Origin of the sequence: Saccharopolyspora oryzae (assembly GCF_027853915.1) — a bacterium.
Taxonomy (GTDB): Bacteria; Actinomycetota; Actinomycetes; order Mycobacteriales; family Pseudonocardiaceae; genus Saccharopolyspora; species Saccharopolyspora oryzae.
The window spans coordinates 127,643-144,500 of sequence record NZ_JAQGLA010000003.1 but is presented as its reverse complement, the minus strand read 5'-3'; the positions used below and the strand labels follow the sequence as shown (position 1 = coordinate 144,500).

Below are 16,858 nucleotides of genomic sequence, written 5' to 3'. Positions count from 1 at the left end.
TGTGGAGGATTTCCGCAAGTTCAATGGAAATTGGAGGTCGAAATTCCATTGAAATTGCGTCGTCGGGGACTGGTCAGCGCAGGCCGGTGGTCTTGAGGGAGGCGACCAGCCAGCGTTGGCCGAGGAGGAAGACCAGGACCGTGGGGAGCGCTGCGAGGACCGCCGCTGCTGTCACGTAGTGCTGCTTGGACGCGTACTGGCCTTGCAGGGACGCGATGCCGACCTGGACCACGCGCAGGGATTCGTCCTGGGCCACCGCCAGGGGCCAGAGGAACGAGTTCCAGTTGGCCAGGAAGAACAGCACCGCCAGGGCCGCCAGCATCGGGCGGCTCAGCGGCAGGACGACGTGCCAGTAGATCCGCCAGTGGCCGCAGCCGTCGAGGTGCGCGGCTTCCTCCAGCTCGCGCGGCACGCCCAGGTAGAACTGGCGCAGCAGGAAGATGCCGAAGGCGTTGAACAGGCCCGGCACGATCAGGCCCGCGTAGGTGTCGACCATGCCCAGCCCGCGCACCACGATGAACAGCGGAACCAGGATCACCGGCAGCGAGATCAGCAGCGTGGCCACCACCGAGGCGAAGGCGAATCCCCTGCCCCGGAACGACATCCGGGCCAGCGCGTAGGCCGCCATCGAGTGCAGGAACAGGGCGATCACCGTGACGGTGATGGCCACGAACGCGCTGTTGGCGAGGTAGCGCAGGAACGGCACCTCGGTCAGCACGTAGATCACGTTGTCCAGCGTCAGCGTGCTCGGCCATCCCAGGTCGTAGAGCTCCTCCTCCGGCCGGAAGGCGCTGAGCAGGAACCACAGCAGCGGAGCGACCGCCAGGAACGCCACCAGGTAGGCCGCGATCGCGCGCCCGCGAACCCTACGCATCGAACCGACCTCCCCTGGTCAGGGCGAACATCGCCGAGGTGACCGCGCCGAGCGCGACCACCAGCAGCGCGCAGATCGCCCCGGCGTAGCCGAACCGGCCGAACTGGAACGCCTGCTGGTAGGCGTAGTAGACGACGGTCGTGGTGGCGTTGGCCGGTCCGCCGGAGGTGGTGACGAAGACCAGGTCGAACACCTGCATCCCGGTGACCGCGTTGATCGTCGAGGTGACCAGCACGAAGAAGCTGGTCGGGCGCAGCATCGGCCAGGTCACGTGCCGGAACCGCTGCCACGGACCACCACCGTCCACAGTGGCCGCGTCGTAGTACTCGCGCGGGATGTCCTGCAGTCCGCCGAGGAAGATCAGCATCTGGTAGCCCATCAGGAACCACACGCTGATCAGCACCAGCGTGACCAGCGCCAGGCTCGGATCGCCCAGCCAGGACACCCCGTCCAGGCCGGTCAGCTTCGCCAGCGCGCCGGTCTTGTCGGTGAGCAGGAACTGCCAGAGCAGCCCGATCACCACCAGGCTCACCGCGTTCGGCAGGAACAGCGCCGCGCGCACCGCGCCCACCCCGGGGAAGTGGTCCTTGACCAGCAGCGCCAACCCGAGCGCGGCGAAGAACGCCAGCGGCACGAACAGCACCGCGTACAGCGCGGTGATGCCGAAGCTGCGCCACAGCAGCCCGTCCCCGGCCATCAGCCGGAAGTTGTCCAGTCCCGCCCACTCGACGTTGCCGAAGCCGTCGACGCTGAACAGCCCCACCACCAGCGCGAGGGCCGTCGGGATGATGATGAACAGCAGCAGCCCGATGCCGTCGGGGGCCAGGAAGGCGAAGGCCGCCGCCGCGTCGGATCGTCGTCGGTCGCTCAATTGATCGGCGCTCCGTCGTAGGTGGACAAGAACGTGTCGATCTGCTCTGCCGCGGCCTCCGCCGAGGCCACCGGGTCACCTCCGTCGAGCTGGCAGGACTGCACCGCGTCGGAGATCGCCCGGTAGATCTCCGGCGGGTAGCGCGGTTCCGGTCGCGCCTCGGCCATCACTTCCTCGGCGAACACCCGCATCGGTCCGTGGTCGAAGGCCCCGTGCTGCTGCGCGGCGCGCTGGACCGAGTAGCGCGGCGGCAGGTTCGTCTTGGCGATGGTGTTCCAGCGGCGCATCCGCTCGATGCACGCCGGATCGGTGGATCCCAGCGCCCACACCACGAACTCGGCCGCGGCCTGCGGATTCGCGCTCTTGGCGTTGGCCACCATCGCCCAGCTGCCCAGCGCGGTGGTGTAGCCGCCGCCGGTCGGACTGGGCATGGGGACGACGCCGTAGCGGAAGTCCGGGGCCTGCTCGGCGATCTCGGCGATGCCCCAGACGCCGAGCTGCTGCATCGCGCAGTAGCCGTCGGCGATGTTGGAGATCGAGTCGTTGCCGCCCGAGCCCTTCACCCGGCGCGGGGCGACGCCGGCGTTGACGGTGTCCTGCCAGAACTGCAGCGCCGCGTGCACGCCCGGGCCGTTGAACGCCGCGCGCCGCTGGTCCGGGGTGAACACCTCTCCCCCGGCCATCCACATCGCCTGGTAGAAGGTGAAGTTCTGGTAGTAGCCCGGGTTGGTCTCCAGCAGCAGCCCGAACCGGTCCGGGGTGGTCAGCTTCTCCGCGACGGAGATCAGCTGGTCCCAGGTGCGCGGCAGGTCGCCCTCGGCGAGCCCGGCCTGCTCCATCGCCGCTTCGCCGTAGTAGAGCGCGAGCGGTTCGATCTCCATCGGCAGGCCGTAGATCCGGTCGCCGACCAGCCGGGTCTGCAGCACCTCGGGCAGGAAGTCCGCGCGCACCTCCGGTGCCAGGTGCGGCGTGAGGTCGAGCAGCGCGCCGCCGTTGTGGTAGCGCAGGAAGTCGCCGGGGCTGAGCAGGAAGACGTCCGGTCCGGCGCCCGCGCTGAACGAGGTCTGCAGGGTCGGGCCGGAGGTGTAGTCCTTGGTCGGTATGTAGCGCAGCCGGACCTTGATGTCGTGCGTGGCGTTCCACTCCTCGGCCAGCTGCACGAACCAGTCGCTCTGCGACTTCTGCTGCCCGCCGGGCCCGTAGAAGTTCCAGAAGGTGATCTCGTTCGGATCGCGCGACGGGCCGCACCCGACCAGCGCCGGAGCGGCCAGCGCAGCGGCGCCGACGCCGCCCAGGAACGACCGCCGGCTGATCCCCTCTCGCGGGCGAGTCACGTCGAATCCCCCCTCCGGAAAACGATTGCTGACGCTATTGATCTGCCGCATCCCAGGTCAATGGGCCATTCGTGTGGGTGCGCGACCGGCTTGCACGATCGGTTATGGACCCCATAGCGACAACGCAGGTTCCCGGCGGTTCGCCGCGCTGTTAAGAAGTAATCACCACCGGAATTCCCCTCCGCGCAACGCGAAAGTCCTTCCGTCGCAACCACTTCCCACCCATTGGAGACATCGATGAACGCTGCTTCGGACGTGCTGGAAGTCAACGGCCGCAGTTACCGCGCCCCCGCCGCACCGGTGGTGGTCGTGTGCATCGACGGCAGCGAGGCCGACTACCACGAGCAGGCCATCGCCGCAGGTCTGATGCCTTATCTGGCCGAACTCCCCGAGCACGGCACCAGCCTGGTCGGCGAGTGCACGATGCCCTCGTTCACCAACCCGAACAACATCTCCATCGCCACCGGGGTTCCGCCCGCGGTGCACGGGATCTGCGGGAACTACTTCTACGACGCGGAATCCGATTCCGAAGTGATGATGAACGATCCGCGCTATCTGCGCGCACCGACGATCTTCGCCGAGTTCGAGCGGATCGGCGCCAAGGTCGCGGTGGTGACGGCCAAGGACAAGCTGCGGCGGCTGCTGGGCGAAGGCCTGGAGAAGGGCGTGTGCTTCTCCGCCGAGCACGCCGACCGCGCCACCACCGCCGACAACGGGATCACCGACGTGCTCGACCTGGTCGGACGCCCGCTGCCCTCGGTGTACAGCGCGGACCTGAGCGAGTTCGTGATGGCCGCCGGGGTCGCGCTGCTGGAACGCGACCGGCCCGACCTGATGTACCTGTCGCTGACCGACTTCATCCAGCACAAGCACGCGCCGGGTTCCCCGGTCGCCAACGACTTCTACGCGATGCTCGACCGCTACTTCAAGCGGCTCGACGAGCTGGGCGCGGTGCTGGTGATCACCGCCGACCACGGCATGAACGCCAAGACCGCCGGGGGCGCCCCGAACGTCGTCTACCTCGACGAACTGGCCGGTCCGGGCGGGCGGGTCGTGCTGCCCATCACCGATCCGTACACCGTCCACCACGGCGCGCTGGGGTCGTTCGCGACCGTGCACCTGCCCGCCGACGCCGACGTCCCGGCCATCGCCGGGCGGATCGCCGGAGTCCCCGGCGTGCAGCAGGTCCTGCGCCGCGAGGAGGCCTGCGAGGCCTTCGAGCTGCCCGCCGACCGGATCGGCGAGCTGGTGGTCATCGGCGACCGCAACACCGCGCTGGGCACCAGCCCGGACCGCCACGACCTGACGCAGCTCGACGGGCACCTGCGCTCCCACGGCGGACTGACCGAGCAGGAGGTGCCGTTCCTGATCAACCGGCCCGTGCAGGTCCCCGACGGGCACCGGCTGCGCAACTTCGACGCCTACTGGGTCGCGCTGAACCTGGGGAGGCAGGACAGATGACGACGACGACCGCAACCCCCGTCGCGGTCCGGACCCGCCGCTGGCAGCTCCGGATCTTCGCGATCACCTGGATCGCCTACGCCGCCTTCTACTTCACCCGGCAGGCGTTCTCCGCGGCCAAGGTCGGCATCCTGGACGACCCGTCGGTCAACACCGTGCTCACCAAGCAGGTCCTCGGCGACCTCGACGCGGCCTACCTGGCGGCTTACGCGGTCGGGCAGTTCGTCTGGGGATCGCTGGCCGACCGGTGGGGGCCGCGGGTCGTGGTCCTCGGCGGGATGGCCATGTCCGCGGTGGCCGCGATGTTCATGGGACTGGTGCCCGCGGTGGCGCTGTTCCTGCCGCTGATGATCGTCCAGGGCCTCGCGCAGTCGACCGGGTGGGCGTCGCTGTGCAAGAACGTGTCCAGCTTCTTCCCGAGCCACCAGCGCGGCCGGGTGCTCGGCTTGTGGAGCACGAACTACGCCTTCGGCGGGCTGGTCGCGAGCCCGTTCGTGGGCTGGGTGGCCTACACGCTCTGGTCGGACTGGCGGGTGGCTTTCCTCGCCGGGGCCGGCGTCCTGGTGATCGTCCTGATCGCGTTCGCGGTCTTCCAGCGCAACCACCCGGCGCAGGTCGGGCTCGATTCCCACGACGAGGCAGCGGTGCCCGCCGAGGAGCGGCCGAGCTTGCGCGAAGCGCTGCTCACCGGTGTGCGGGACCGGAACGTGCGCACGCTCGGGCTCGCGTACTTCCTGCTCAAGCCCGCGCGGTACGCGATCCTGCTGTGGGGCCCGGTGATCGTGACCGAGCGGATCCCCGACGTCGGCAAGTTCGAAGCGGTCGTCATCCCGGTCGCCTTCGGCGTCGCCGGTCTGCTCGCGCCGATCGCGATCGGCTTCATCTCCGACAAGCTGTTCGCCGCGCGCCGCATGCCGCCGTGCGTGCTGAGCCTGGCCGCGCTGGTCGTGGCGTTGGCGCTGTTCATCCCGCTGACGGCGTCGGGCAGCGTCGGGCTGATGGTGACCGTGCTGGCCGTCATCGGCTTCACCGCCTACGCCGCGGACGCGATGATCTCGTGCGTCGCCGCGGTGGACTTCGGGACCTCGGCGCGGGCCGGTGCCGCCGCCGGGTTCGTCAACGGGTGCGGATCGGTCGGGGCGATCCTCGGCGGCCTGCTGCCCGGATACCTGGGCGGGACCAGCCTGTTCCTCGGTTTCGCCGGGGCCGCGCTGCTCGCCGGTCTGGTCCTCGTCCCCCGCTGGAACCAACGACCCGCCGAATAGGGCTTCAGGACAAGGCATTCCGCGTGGGAGGAGCTAGTCGTGAACGAAGCAGATGTCGCAGTCGTCGGCGGCGGGATCGTCGGCCTGGCGCACACCCTGGCCGCCGCGAAGCGGGGCGCGCGCGTGGTGTTGTTCGACCGGGACGAGCGCGCGGTCGGCGCCTCGATCCGCAACTTCGGGCTGCTGTGGCCGATCGGCCAGCCCACCGAGACCTACGAGAGGGCGCTTCGCGCAAGGGAGATCTGGCTGGACGTCATCAAGCGCGCCGACCTGTGGCACGCCGACGTCGGGTCCCTGCACCTGGCCCACCACCAGGACGAGCAGGACGTGCTGGCGGAGTTCCTGGCCACCACCCCGGGCGCGCGGGACGCAGGCTGCCGGCTGCTCACCCCGGCCGAGGTGGCCGAGCGCAGCGACGTCGTGGTCCAGGACGGGCTGCTGTCGGCGTTGTGGAGCCCGACCGAGATCAACGTGGACCCGCGGCAGACGATCCCGGGCGTTGCGGAGGTGCTGGCGCGGGACTTCGGCGTCGACGTCCGGTTCGGCACCGCGGTGCGCGGGATCTCGATGCCGACCGTCGAGACCACCGCCGGGAACTGGCGGGTGCAACGGGTTTTCGTCTGCAGCGGCAACGAGTTCCAGGCGCTGTACCCGGAAGCGTTCGAGCGCACCGGGATCCGGCGCTGCAAGCTGCAGATGATGCGCACCGCCCCGCAGCCCGGCGGTTGGGCGTTGGGGCCGACCTTGTGCGCGGGCCTGACCCTGCTGCACTACCGGGCGTTCTCGCACTGCGAGTCCCTGGCCCCGCTCCGGCAGCGGTTCGCGGAGGAGCTGCCGTTCCACCTGGAGCACGGCATCCACGTGCTGGTGTCGCAAACCGCCGACGGGCGGGTCACCATCGGCGACTCGCACCACTACGCCGACACCCACGACCCGTTCGAACGCGAAGACGTCAACAGCGCGATCCTGGACTACTTCAACGGTTTCGCGGCCGTCCCGCGCCCGGAGATCACCGAGCGCTGGCACGGCGTCTACCCGTCCCTCCCCGACGGCCGGACCGAACTCATCGCCCATCCGGAACCCGACGTCACCGTGGTCAACGGTCTCGGCGGGGCCGGCATGACCCTCTCCTTCGGCCTCGCCGAAGAAGTCCTCGCCTGTCCTTGAACTCATTTCGGGGGTCGGTGCGGGTAGCGGAACCTCAGCGCCCGCCTGGACTCCCGGTGCCCGACTTCATGCGTGCCACTGGCCTCTCGGACCGCGATCATCCGGAAGTGGAGTTCCCATGCCCGAATTCGTGAATTTCATCGGTGGCCGGTGGGTCGCCCCGGAAACCGGGCTCACCCGGCCGAACGTCAACCCGGCCGACACCTCGGACGTCATCGGCGAGTTCGCCGAATCCGGTGGCGTCGACGTGGAATCCGCGGTCGAGGCCGCCCGAGCCGCCCAGCAGGGCTGGCACGACCTCGGACCGATCCGCCGCGCCGAGCACCTCCGCGAGGCGTGGCGCCTGCTCGACCAGCGCGGCGAGGAGTTCGCCCGGGCGATCACCCGCGAGCAGGGCAAGCTGCTCTCCGAAGCCCGCGGCGAGGTGCAGCGGTCGCTGGCCGTCCTGGACTTCACCACCGGCGAGGCCCGGCGGCTCAACGGCGTCACCACCCCCGCCGAGGAACCGCGCACCTGGGCGTTCACCTTCCGCCGCCCGATCGGCGTGGTCGGCCTGATCACGCCCTGGAACTTCCCCCTGGCCATTCCGATGTGGAAGGTCGCCCCGGCGCTGCTGGCCGGCTGCCCCGCGGTGTTCAAGCCGTCGCCGCTGACGCCGCTGACCGCCGAACTGCTGACCCAGGTCTTCGCCGACGCCGGACTCCCGCCGGGCGTGCTCAACCTCGTCCAAGGCGATCGGCCGGTGGGCGAAGCCCTCGTCGCGCACGACGCGGTGGCCGGGATCTCGTTCACCGGCTCGGTCCCGGTCGGCACCGCCATCCAGCGCGCGGGCGCGCACCGGCTGCTCAAGACGCAGCTGGAGCTGGGCGGCAAGAACGCGGTCGTGGTGCTCGACGACGCGGATCTGGAGGTGGCCGTGGACGCGATCGTGAAGGGCGCCTTCGGCCAGGCCGGACAGCGCTGCAGCGCCACCAGCCGGGTCGTCGCCGACTCCCGGATCCTCGACGAGCTCGTCGACCGGCTGGCCGCGCGGGTCTCGGCGATGCGCGTCGGTCCCGGCACCGATCCGGCCAGCGACATCTGCCCGGTGGTCAACGAAGACCGGCTGCAGGCGTGCCTGGCGGCCGTGGCCAGGGCCCAAGATGACGGTGCGAAGGTCGTCTGCGGCGGCAACGCCGCGCCGGATCTCCCCGACGGCTACTACGTGGAACCGACGGTGCTGCGCGATGTGCCGTGGGACGCCGAGATCGCGCAGGAGGAGGTCTTCGGCCCGGTGCTGTCGGTGATCGCCGCCGACGGCTTCGACGACGCGATGCGCATCGCCAACTCGGTCCGCTACGGCATGTCCGGCACGATCTGCACCCGCGACCAGTCGCGGATCTTCGCCGCGCTGGACCGCTTCGAGGCGGGCATGCTGCACGTCAACCGGCCCGGCGTCGGCGCTTACGCGCACCTGCCGCACGTGGGTTCCAAGCAGTCGCAGCACGGCCCGCCGGAGTGCTCGCCGCAGGTGTGGGACTTCTACACCGAGTGGCGGTCGGCGTGCATCAGCTATTGACCGCCGAGCACCGCACGCCGAAGGTGGCAGGATGCAGCTCAACCTGCACCGGTTGTGGATCTTCCTGCACGTGGTGGACTGCGGCGGGTTCTCCGCAGCGGCGCAGCAGCTGTTCATGAGCCAGCCCTCGGTGTCCAACCAGGTCCGGCAGCTGGAGCAGTCGCTGAAGGCGACGCTGATCGACCGGTCCGGCGCGCGCATCCGGCCGACCACCGAGGGGCAGGTGCTCGCCGACTACGCGCGCCGGATCTTCCTGCTGGCAGGCGAGGCCGTGGCGGCGATCGAGCAGGTCAAGAACCTGCAGGCCGGGGAGCTGGTGGTGGGCGGCACGAGCACGGTCGGCACTTACCTGCTGCCGCGGCTCATCGCCCGCTTCCACCACCGCCACCCGGACCTGCGCTTCGCGGTGCGCACCAGCAACGGCGAGCAGGTCCTGCGCGACCTGCTGGACGGCGAGGTGGGAATCGCGGTGTTCGCCGACCGCCCGGACGCCGACCAGGTGGTGGTGGAGCCGATGTTCTCCGACCGCCTGGTGCTCATCGCCCCGGCCGACCACCCCCTGGCCGGGGCGAGGGCGACCCCGCGCGACCTGTCCGGCGAGCGGTTCCTCATGCGCGAGCGAGGCTCGGCAACCCGCCGCCTGCAAGAGGAAACGATCGTCCACTGGGGACTGGAAGCGCTGGAGCCGATCGACATGTCCAGCACCGAAACCCTGAAGCAGGGAGTGATGGCCGCCCTGGGCGTCTCGCTCATCTCCGAGCACGCGGTCGCGCACGAGGTCCGCGAAGGCGAACTGGCCGTGATCCACGTCAGTCCGGAACCACCGGTCCGCCCGGTGGTCATCGGCTACCGCCGGGACCGCCTCCTGTCCGCAGCGGAACGGGCTTTCCTGGCCCTGCTCCACGAACTCCGCGACTGGCCGACCTGACCTTCCCGCTCGGCACAGTGGGAAGGACAGGCGTTCAGCGGAGGCCGGAGCGGACGAAGGCGTCCACGACCTGGCGTTGCAGGAGGAGGTAGAGGACGAAGATCGGCAGGCAGGCCAGGCCCGACGCCGCCATCACCGCGCCCCAGTTGTCGCCTTCGGCGGACAGGAAGCTGCGCACGCCGATCTGCAGCACCGAGTCCGTGCGTTGCAGGACCAGCGCGGGCCAGAAGTACTCGTTCCACGCCGAGATGAACAGCAGGATCGACATGGACGCCAACGCCGGGCGCAGGTTCGGCACCACGACCGTCCACAGCGTCCCCCACGACGAGCGGCCGTCCATCCGCGCCGCGTCCAGCAGCTCCCGGGGGAACGCCTGGATGTGCTGGCGCAGCAGCAGGACAGCCATCGTCGAGCACACCGTCGGGACCACCACCCCGGCCAGCGTGTTGAGCAGCCCGAGCTGGGAGAGGTACACGTAGTTGGGGATCATCGTGACCTGGAACGGGACCAGCCAGGCGCCGACGAACAGCAGGTGCAGCAGCCCCTTCCCGGGGAAGTCCCACGCCGCGAACGCGTAGGCCGCCAGCAGCGCCACGAGCAGCTGCGCCAGGCTGGACGCCGCCGCCACCGCGAAGGTGTTCAGCAGCATCTTCCCCATCGGGATGACCTGCCACACGTACTCGTAGTTCGCCAACGACAGCGGCCACGGCAGCAGCGACTGGCCGAGGGCGTCCGACGGCGGGCGCACCGAGGTCGAGTACATCCAGTAGACCGGGAAGACCGCCACGATCGCCAGCGCGATCAGCACGAGGTGCCCGATCACCGAACGTCCCCGGCTCCCCTCCCCCACCGGGCCGTCCTCGGGCCGCGCCACCCGCGCGGGAGGTCGTTCGGCCGCGTGCGGCGCGGCCATCACGGTCAGCGGCATCTCACACCTCTCAGTTGTCGTAGAAGCTCAACTTGTTCGACAGCCAGACGAAGAACACCGCCACCAGCCCGAACGAGAGGAAGAAGACGGTTCCGGCGGCGCCGGCGAAGCCCGCGTCGAAGTTGCGGAAGCCGTACTCCCAGAGCAGGTAGTAGACGTTCGTGGTGGTCCCGTCCGGCCCGCCCTGCGTGAGCACGTCGATCAGCGGGAAGGTGATCTGCACCGACAGCAGCGTGGTCATCAGCACCAGGAACAGCACGGTCGGCGACAGCAGCGGCAACGTGATCCACCGCGTCGTCTGCCAGCGGGAGGCCCCGTCGAGCGACGCGGCAGCGGCGTAGTCGTCGTTGATCCCGGCCAGGCCCGCGGACACGACCAGGGTGGCGAAGCCCAGCAGGCTCCACCCCGAGATGGCGATGATCGCCGTGATCGCGGCACCGGGCTCCCGGAAGAAGTTGACCGCCTCGCCGCCGAACGCCGTGATCAGCTGGTTCACCGGCCCGCTGTTCGGGTCCAGCAACCACCGCCACACCGCGGCCCCGGCCACCGGGGTCACCAGCGTGGGCACGAAGATCAGGGCCTGGTACGCGGTCCGGGCGCGGCCCCGGATCCGCCGGGCGAGCAGCGCCGCGGCGATCGGGAGCAGCACCGTGAACGGCAGCAGCGCCGCCATGTAGATCAGCGTGTTCCCGACCGCCTGCCCCATCTCGGGCAGCTGGAGCACGCGCGCGTAGTTGTCCAGGCCCGCCGGCTCCATCGGCGAGCTGGGCAGCAGGTTCCAGTTGTAGAAGGAGAGCTGGAAGGTCTGGGCCAGCGGCCGGTAGGTCCACGCGTAGAGGAAGACCAGGGCCGGGGCCAGGTACAGCAGCGGTGGGAGCAGACCGCGCAGCCGCCGCGCCGCGGAGGGCCGGGCGGGCCGGCTCTCCGCGGCTGGTGCCGCCGGTCGGGCGACCGGGACCAGCACGTGTCAGCTCTCCTGCTCCATGTAGGACTTCAGCTGCTCGATGGTGATCTCGTAGACCGTTTCGCGGGCGCCGATCGGGACCGACGTCGCGATCGCGGTCTCCTCGAACACGTCGATGCGGGTGTAGGCGCCGCCGACGACCCCGCGCAGACCGTTCTGCTCGATCAGCACGTCCTGGGTGTAAGCGCTGGCACCGCTGATCCACACCGGCACGCCGCCGAGCAGGCCGGCCGACGGGTAGTGCGCGTGGCCGCTGACGACGATCCGCACGTCGCTGCCCCGCAACACCTCGCCCAGCTGCGCGGTGCCGTGGAAGGCGACCGAATCCATCAGCGGGATCGGCGAATCCATCGGCGGGTGGTGCAGGGCGAGGACGGTGCCGCCCGGCGCGGGCGTGGCGAGCTCGTCGGCCAACCAGGACAGCTGTTCCTCGGTCAGCTCGCCGTGGTGCTTGCCGGGCACCGTGCTGTCCAGCACGATCAACCGCAGGTCACCGAGCATGCGGACGTGGTCGTACGGTTCGACGCCGTCGGCGTCCAGCAGGCCCGCCCGGAACGCGGCTCGCTCGTCGTGGTTGCCCATCGCGTACAGCACCGGGATCCCGGTGCGCTCGCCGAAGGCTTCGACGATCGCGCGCAGCCGGCGGTAGGCGGCGGGGTCCGCGGTGTCGGCGAGGTCTCCGCTGAGCAGCACCGCGTCCGGCGGGGTGGACAGCTTCTCGACGTCTTCCAGGGCCGAGGTCAGGTTCTCCGCGGTGTCGACGCGGCCGTGCAGGAGGTCGCCTTCGGGGACGATGTGGGTGTCGCTGATCTGGATGATCGTGTGGCGGGGCAAGGACATTTCCGGGCTCCTCGGGGACTTGCGCGGGATCGTGAGCGCGGGTTTCGCGCTCACGACACGAGCGCGGTGCGGAGTGCTTCGAGTTCTTCTCCGGTCGCGCCGTGCGCGAGCAGGAAGTCCCGCACCGTGCCGTGCTTTCCGGTGATGCGGGTCAGGGTGTCGTGGATGAGTTCGGGCGGGCAGGCGACGGCGTTGTCGCGCGGTTGCTGGGAGAGGCCGATCGCGGCCATCCGCTGCTCGATGTCGGCCAGGTACTCGGCGCCGAGGAATTCGCCGGTCATCGCGTAGTCCTCGGCGATCACCTCCGGTGCCACCCCGGCCACCGACAGCGCCAGGGCGATGACGACACCGGTCCGGTCCTTCCCGGCGCTGCAGTGCACCACCGCGGGCAACGCGCCCGGCCGGGCCAGCTCCCGCACGGCGAGCACGAGCCGGTCGCCGAAGTCGTCGACCATCCGCCGGTAGATCTCCGGCAGGCCCATCGCCGCCGAGTCCAACCGCTCGGCGAAGATCGGCACCCACCGCTGCACCGGATCCGGTCCGGTGAACGCGTCCGGCGCGTGCTCCCGTTCAGCGCGTTCCCGCAGGTCCAGAACGGTCCGCAAGCCCATCTCGGCGAAGTGCGCCCGTCCCGCGTCGGTCAACCGGTGCAGCGCGTCCGCGCGGATCAGCGTGTTCCAGCGGATCGACCGGCCGTCGGCGGTCGGGTAGCCGCCGACGTCGCGCACGTTGTGCGTGCCGGTCAGCGGCACGTGCCGCTGCGTCGCCGCGCTCATGAGCGCGGCATGAGCTCGGTGGCCCTGCGCTGGGCCTCGGACAACGTCGCCTGCGGATCCTGACCGCGGTAGACGGAGTTCTCCACCGCCTGCAGCATCAGGTCGCGGATCTGCACGTAGTGGTCGCCGGGGAAGGACACCCACGGCTCCAGCCGGTCCAGCTGGGTCAGGTTGGGGCGGATGAGCGGGTTCCGGTCGGCCCACGGCTTGAGCCCGTTCGGGTCGTCGACCAGGCCGGTGCGCAGCGGCAGGTACCCGATCTTCGAGGAGATCGCCTGGTACGCCTCGTCGCTGGTGAGGAACTTGATCAGCTCCCAGGACGCCCGCTGCTTGGCCTTGTCGTCGGACATCACGAACAGCGCGGAGCCGGAGTTGGTGGGCACCGTCGGGTTGCCGCCGAAGGACGGCATCGGCGCTGCCCGCAGCTCCCACTTGCCCGCCGACTGCGACTGCAAGCTCCCTTGCAGCGCACTGGTTTCCAGGAACATGCCGAGCTGCCCGCGGCCCATCGCATCCATCGCTTGCGCCTGGGTCAGGTCCGGGGTGACCCCGGACTTCACGAGCTGCTGGGCCATCGAGATCGCTTCGACGGCCGGCGGTTCGGCGAAGGTCAGCGACTTGCGGTCGGCGGAGAGCACCTGGCCGCCGTTGGAGCGGATCAGGCCCTGCAGGCACCAGTCGCCCGAGGTCTTGGTCAGGCAGTCGAGGTACGCGCCGGGGGTCCCGGTGCTGTTCTTGATCGCCAGACCGGCCTGCTGCACCTCGGCCCAGGTGGTCGGCGGCTTGTCCGGGTCCAGCCCGGCGCGGCGGAACAGGTCGGCGTTGTAGTAGAGGACCGGCGTGGAGAACACGTACGGCATGCCGTAGGTCTTGCCGTCCAGCTTCGCCAGCTCCCGGGCCCGCGGGTGCACCGGGTGCGCACCTTCGAAGTGGGCCTGCACCGCGTCGCGGCCGACGATGTCGTCGAGCGCCTTCGGCCGCAGCTGGTGCACGGCGTAGTCCAGATCGCCGAAGGTCAGCTGCGCGACGTCCGGGGCCTTGCCGACCACGAGCTGGCTCTGCACGCTGGCGACCGTGTTGGCACCGGCGTTGCTGCCGGCCGCGCCCTGCGGGGGCTGCCCGTGCACCTTGATGTTGGGGTGCTTGGCCTGGAACTCCGCGAGCAGCCCGTTGATGGTGTCCGTCCACGCGCCCGCGGTGGCCAGGTTGTAGCTCTCGAAGGTGATGTCCACCTGCTGGTTCGGATCGAGTTCGGGGGCGATCTCGGCGGCACCGGAATCCGCCGCGGTGCTGCCCAGACCACCGCATGCGGTGGCCAGCAGCACCACGGCGCCCAGCATCGCGCCGAGGACGCCGGACCGGCGTGCGTTTCTCACTCTCGGTTCTCCTTGTTCGGGGGGTTCTGCGGCGCCGTTGGCCGCCTTTGGGGCCGTGCCAAGGGTTTTCAGCGAGTTCGTCGAACGGGTTCTCAAGAAGCGCTGACGGGCACCGGGTCGTCCTGCCACACCAGCCGTCGGCCGGTGGGCTCGTCGAAGAGGTGGATCCGGTGGGGATCGGCGGTCAGCGCGACCGCTTCTCCGGCGACGACGCCGAGCGGACGAGGACCTCGAACGGCGACGTCCGTGCCGCCCACGTCGCAGATCGCCACCTCCTCGCTGCCGAGGTTCTCCACCGCCCGCACCACTCCGCGCAGCAGCGGGCGTTCGCCGGGTTCCTCGGTCAGCGCGGCGAAGGACAGGTGCTCCGGACGGATCCCGAGCACCACCTCCTGCTCCGGTGTCGTCCCGCGCCACAACGGGACGTCCAGCCCGGGCGCGGTGACTCGCACGCGCTCGTCCCCGGCGGCCACCCGGGCGGACAGCAGGTTCATCGGTGGTGCGCCGAGGAATCCGGCGACGAAGACCGACTCGGGCTGGTCGTAGACCTCCGCCGGGGTGCCGACCTGTTCGAGGCGACCGCCGTTGATCAGCGCGATCCGGGTGGCCATCGTCATGGCCTCGACCTGGTCGTGCGTGACGTAGATGAAGGTGGATCCGAGCCGCCGGTGCAGCGCGGCCAGCTCGACCCGGGTCGCGGTGCGCAGCTTGGCGTCCAAGTTGGACAGCGGCTCGTCCATCAGGAACGCCTTCGGATCGCGCACCAGCGCGCGGGCCAGCGCGACCCGTTGCCGCTGGCCGCCGGAGAGCTCCTTGGGGCGCCGGTCGAGCAGCCCGCCGAGTTCCAGTTGAGCGGCGACCGCTGCGACGCGTTCCCGCACCTCGGCGCGGGGACGGCGGCGGATCCGCAGCGGGAAGCCGATGTTGCTCGCCACGGTCAGGTGCGGGTAGAGCGCGTAGCTCTGGAAGACCATCGCCAGGTCGCGCCGCTTGGGCGGCAGGTCCGTCACGTCCTCGCCGTCGACCAGGATGCGCCCTTCGCTGGGCGGCAGGAGCCCGGCGATCATGCGCAACAGGGTCGTCTTCCCGCAGCCGCTCGGCCCGAGCAGAGCCAGGAAGTCTCCGTGCTCGATTTCCAGGTCCATGCCGTCCACCGCCGCGACGGCGCCGAAGCGCCGCCCCAGCCGCTCGAGGCGAATCCGTCCCACGACTCCTCCTATGAATTCGCGTTCCACAGATCGGTGGATCTTGAGTAACGCGCTTACACGGGGAGTCTCATCGAGCTCCGTGAACGAGAGATGACCGGCAGCCGAGCAGGATCCATCCGCTCGGCCAGGATTGAGCCTTTTTCATCCTGCTCGGACTGCGACCGCGAAGCACGACCGGTACCGCCCTGTGCGGGTCGCATGCGCCGCAGGCGCATAACCCACCCTCGCAGCTCGCACCGCCGCGGGTTCTCAGCGTTCGCCTGGCGAGGACGGCCCGACTGCCGTGTATTGGCATACATAAAGTCGGGCAACCGGAGTCCAGGCGGGCGCTGAGGTTCCGCTACCCGCACCGCCACGCAGAACGAGGATGGAAAACCCTCATTGAGCAGGCGTCGGTCAGCTTCGGCGCAGATCGGGCGAAACGATCCGCCAGACCTCCTCCAGCACCTCCTGCGAGCGGTCCGCGCGCCGGAACCCCACGGTGATCTGCAACGACACCAGCAGCGCCAGCTGCGTCATCGGACCGGACAGCACGTTGGGCTCGGCCACCGGCGGAGCGGTTCCGGTCACCAGCACGATGTCGCTGACCGAGGCCAGCGGCGACCGCGCGAAACCCGTCACCCCGATCATCCCGGCCCCGGCCTTCTGCGCCGCCTCAGCGGCCCGGACCGTCAACTCGTTGGCCCCGCTGGAGCTGACCGCCACGCACAGGTCCTCCGGAGCCAGCAACCGCGCGGTGATCTGCTGCGTCACCGCGTCCACCGGGGCGTCCGCCGGGAAACCAGCGGCAGCGAACCGGAAGGCCGCGGCCTGCGCGACGAACGACGAACCGCCGTTGCCGACGAACAGGATCCGGCGAGCAGCGGTCATCCGATCCGCGGCACGCGCCAACGCATCCGCGTCGATGGTGCTCATGCCGGCGGAAACGGCGGAACTCACCGCGCTGAACACCGCCGATGCGACGGCTTCCGGCGGATCCTCCGGCGAGAACTCGGGTTCGGCCTGCTGCGCCCCGGCACCGATGTCGCGGGCCAGCAGCAGCCGCAGCTGCTGGAAACCCCGGAACCCGAGGTGCTGGCAGGCGCGCACCGCGGTCGCCGAGGAGGTGCTGGCCGCGGCGGCCAGATCGGCGACCGACCAGTCGACGACTTCCTTGGGCCGCGCGAGCAGCACCTCGGCGACCCGCTGCTCGCTGGGCAGCAGGGCGGGCAAGGTCGCCCTGATCCGCGCGAGCGTCCCACCAACCGGTTGGTCGTTCATGACGACATGAATACCAGCGGGCAGCGCTGAACCACCCGCCAGCGCGGT

General features: G+C 70.1%; 15 protein-coding genes. 5 read left to right on the top strand and 10 right to left on the bottom strand.

Annotation, left to right across the window (positions count from 1 at the left end):
• Positions 1 to 73: 73 nt before the first annotated feature.
• Genes OU415_RS03255 through OU415_RS03245 form a run of 3 tightly spaced genes read right to left on the bottom strand, consistent with a single transcriptional unit; the run spans position 74 to position 3,079 of the window.
• On the bottom strand, positions 74 to 874 hold the full coding sequence (locus OU415_RS03255; protein ID WP_270947005.1) for a carbohydrate ABC transporter permease: 801 nt from the start codon (positions 872 to 874) through the stop codon (positions 74 to 76).
• Positions 867 to 1,745: a carbohydrate ABC transporter permease gene (locus OU415_RS03250; protein WP_270947004.1), complete on the bottom strand. Its 879-nt coding sequence runs from the start codon at positions 1,743 to 1,745 to the stop codon at positions 867 to 869. The genes OU415_RS03255 and OU415_RS03250 overlap by 8 nt, the downstream gene beginning before the upstream one ends.
• Positions 1,742 to 3,079 carry an ABC transporter substrate-binding protein gene (locus OU415_RS03245; RefSeq protein WP_270947003.1) on the bottom strand — a complete coding sequence of 446 codons (1,338 nt, stop codon included), beginning with the start codon at positions 3,077 to 3,079 and terminating at the stop codon, positions 1,742 to 1,744. The genes OU415_RS03250 and OU415_RS03245 overlap by 4 nt, the downstream gene beginning before the upstream one ends.
• A 237-nt stretch (positions 3,080 to 3,316) precedes the next feature.
• Here OU415_RS03245 and phnA point away from each other — a divergent pair, with 237 nt between their 5' ends.
• The 5 genes from phnA to OU415_RS03220 all read left to right on the top strand — a co-directional run bounded on the left by phnA (position 3,317) and on the right by OU415_RS03220 (position 9,458).
• Positions 3,317 to 4,540 carry a phosphonoacetate hydrolase gene (gene phnA, locus OU415_RS03240; RefSeq protein ID WP_270947002.1) on the top strand — a complete coding sequence of 408 codons (1,224 nt, stop codon included), beginning with the start codon at positions 3,317 to 3,319 and terminating at the stop codon, positions 4,538 to 4,540.
• Positions 4,537 to 5,805 (top strand): MFS transporter, encoded by a 1,269-nt coding sequence (locus OU415_RS03235; protein ID WP_270947001.1) that lies wholly within the window; start codon positions 4,537 to 4,539, stop codon positions 5,803 to 5,805. Before phnA ends, OU415_RS03235 begins: the two co-directional genes overlap by 4 nt.
• Positions 5,806 to 5,844: 39 nt before the next feature.
• Positions 5,845 to 6,972: a TIGR03364 family FAD-dependent oxidoreductase gene (locus OU415_RS03230; protein WP_270947000.1), complete on the top strand. Its 1,128-nt coding sequence runs from the start codon at positions 5,845 to 5,847 to the stop codon at positions 6,970 to 6,972.
• 118 nt (positions 6,973 to 7,090) lie between these two features.
• On the top strand, positions 7,091 to 8,530 hold the full coding sequence (locus OU415_RS03225) for an aldehyde dehydrogenase family protein (RefSeq protein ID WP_270946999.1): 1,440 nt from the start codon (positions 7,091 to 7,093) through the stop codon (positions 8,528 to 8,530).
• A gap of 31 nt (positions 8,531 to 8,561) precedes the next feature.
• Positions 8,562 to 9,458: a LysR family transcriptional regulator gene (locus tag OU415_RS03220; RefSeq protein WP_270946998.1), complete on the top strand. Its 897-nt coding sequence runs from the start codon at positions 8,562 to 8,564 to the stop codon at positions 9,456 to 9,458.
• Between the two features lie 34 nt (positions 9,459 to 9,492).
• Here the strand turns inward: OU415_RS03220 and OU415_RS03215 are convergent, their stop codons facing one another.
• The 7 genes from OU415_RS03215 to OU415_RS03185 form a co-directional block, all read right to left on the bottom strand.
• The gene (locus tag OU415_RS03215; protein WP_270946997.1) at positions 9,493 to 10,386 is read right to left on the bottom strand and encodes a carbohydrate ABC transporter permease; all 894 of its coding nucleotides are present in this window, start codon (positions 10,384 to 10,386) and stop codon (positions 9,493 to 9,495) included.
• Positions 10,387 to 10,396: 10 nt separating this feature from the next.
• Positions 10,397 to 11,350 (bottom strand): carbohydrate ABC transporter permease, encoded by a 954-nt coding sequence (locus OU415_RS03210; RefSeq protein ID WP_270946996.1) that lies wholly within the window; start codon positions 11,348 to 11,350, stop codon positions 10,397 to 10,399.
• A 3-nt stretch (positions 11,351 to 11,353) separates the two neighbouring features.
• On the bottom strand, positions 11,354 to 12,190 hold the full coding sequence (locus OU415_RS03205; RefSeq protein WP_270946995.1) for a phosphodiesterase: 837 nt from the start codon (positions 12,188 to 12,190) through the stop codon (positions 11,354 to 11,356).
• A 50-nt stretch (positions 12,191 to 12,240) separates the two neighbouring features.
• The gene (locus OU415_RS03200; protein WP_270946994.1) at positions 12,241 to 12,966 is read right to left on the bottom strand and encodes a tyrosine-protein phosphatase; all 726 of its coding nucleotides are present in this window, start codon (positions 12,964 to 12,966) and stop codon (positions 12,241 to 12,243) included.
• A complete protein-coding gene (locus tag OU415_RS03195) occupies positions 12,963 to 14,342 on the bottom strand; it encodes an ABC transporter substrate-binding protein (protein ID WP_270946993.1) in 1,380 nt (459 codons plus the stop codon). The genes OU415_RS03200 and OU415_RS03195 overlap by 4 nt, the downstream gene beginning before the upstream one ends.
• A 92-nt stretch (positions 14,343 to 14,434) precedes the next feature.
• Entirely contained in the window at positions 14,435 to 15,550 is a 1,116-nt protein-coding gene (locus OU415_RS03190; RefSeq protein WP_270946992.1) for an ABC transporter ATP-binding protein, read from the bottom strand.
• A gap of 396 nt (positions 15,551 to 15,946) precedes the next feature.
• The gene (locus OU415_RS03185) at positions 15,947 to 16,810 is read right to left on the bottom strand and encodes a MurR/RpiR family transcriptional regulator (protein ID WP_270946991.1); all 864 of its coding nucleotides are present in this window, start codon (positions 16,808 to 16,810) and stop codon (positions 15,947 to 15,949) included.
• Positions 16,811 to 16,858: the final 48 nt, after the last annotated feature.

Bases quoted from the DNA above. Each gene is read 5' to 3' on its own strand.
- OU415_RS03200 (WP_270946994.1), bottom strand. From the start codon at position 12,966: ATGAGCGCGGCGACGCAGCGGCACGTGCCGCTGACCGGCACGCACAAC.
- OU415_RS03220 (WP_270946998.1), top strand. From the start codon at position 8,562: ATGCAGCTCAACCTGCACCGGTTGTGGATCTTCCTGCACGTGGTGGAC.
- OU415_RS03255 (WP_270947005.1), bottom strand. From the start codon at position 874: ATGCGTAGGGTTCGCGGGCGCGCGATCGCGGCCTACCTGGTGGCGTTC.
- OU415_RS03225 (WP_270946999.1), top strand. From the start codon at position 7,091: ATGCCCGAATTCGTGAATTTCATCGGTGGCCGGTGGGTCGCCCCGGAA.
- OU415_RS03205 (WP_270946995.1), bottom strand. From the start codon at position 12,190: ATGTCCTTGCCCCGCCACACGATCATCCAGATCAGCGACACCCACATC.
- phnA (WP_270947002.1), top strand. From the start codon at position 3,317: ATGAACGCTGCTTCGGACGTGCTGGAAGTCAACGGCCGCAGTTACCGC.
- OU415_RS03215 (WP_270946997.1), bottom strand. From the start codon at position 10,386: ATGCCGCTGACCGTGATGGCCGCGCCGCACGCGGCCGAACGACCTCCC.
- OU415_RS03185 (WP_270946991.1), bottom strand. From the start codon at position 16,810: ATGAACGACCAACCGGTTGGTGGGACGCTCGCGCGGATCAGGGCGACC.
- OU415_RS03235 (WP_270947001.1), top strand. From the start codon at position 4,537: ATGACGACGACGACCGCAACCCCCGTCGCGGTCCGGACCCGCCGCTGG.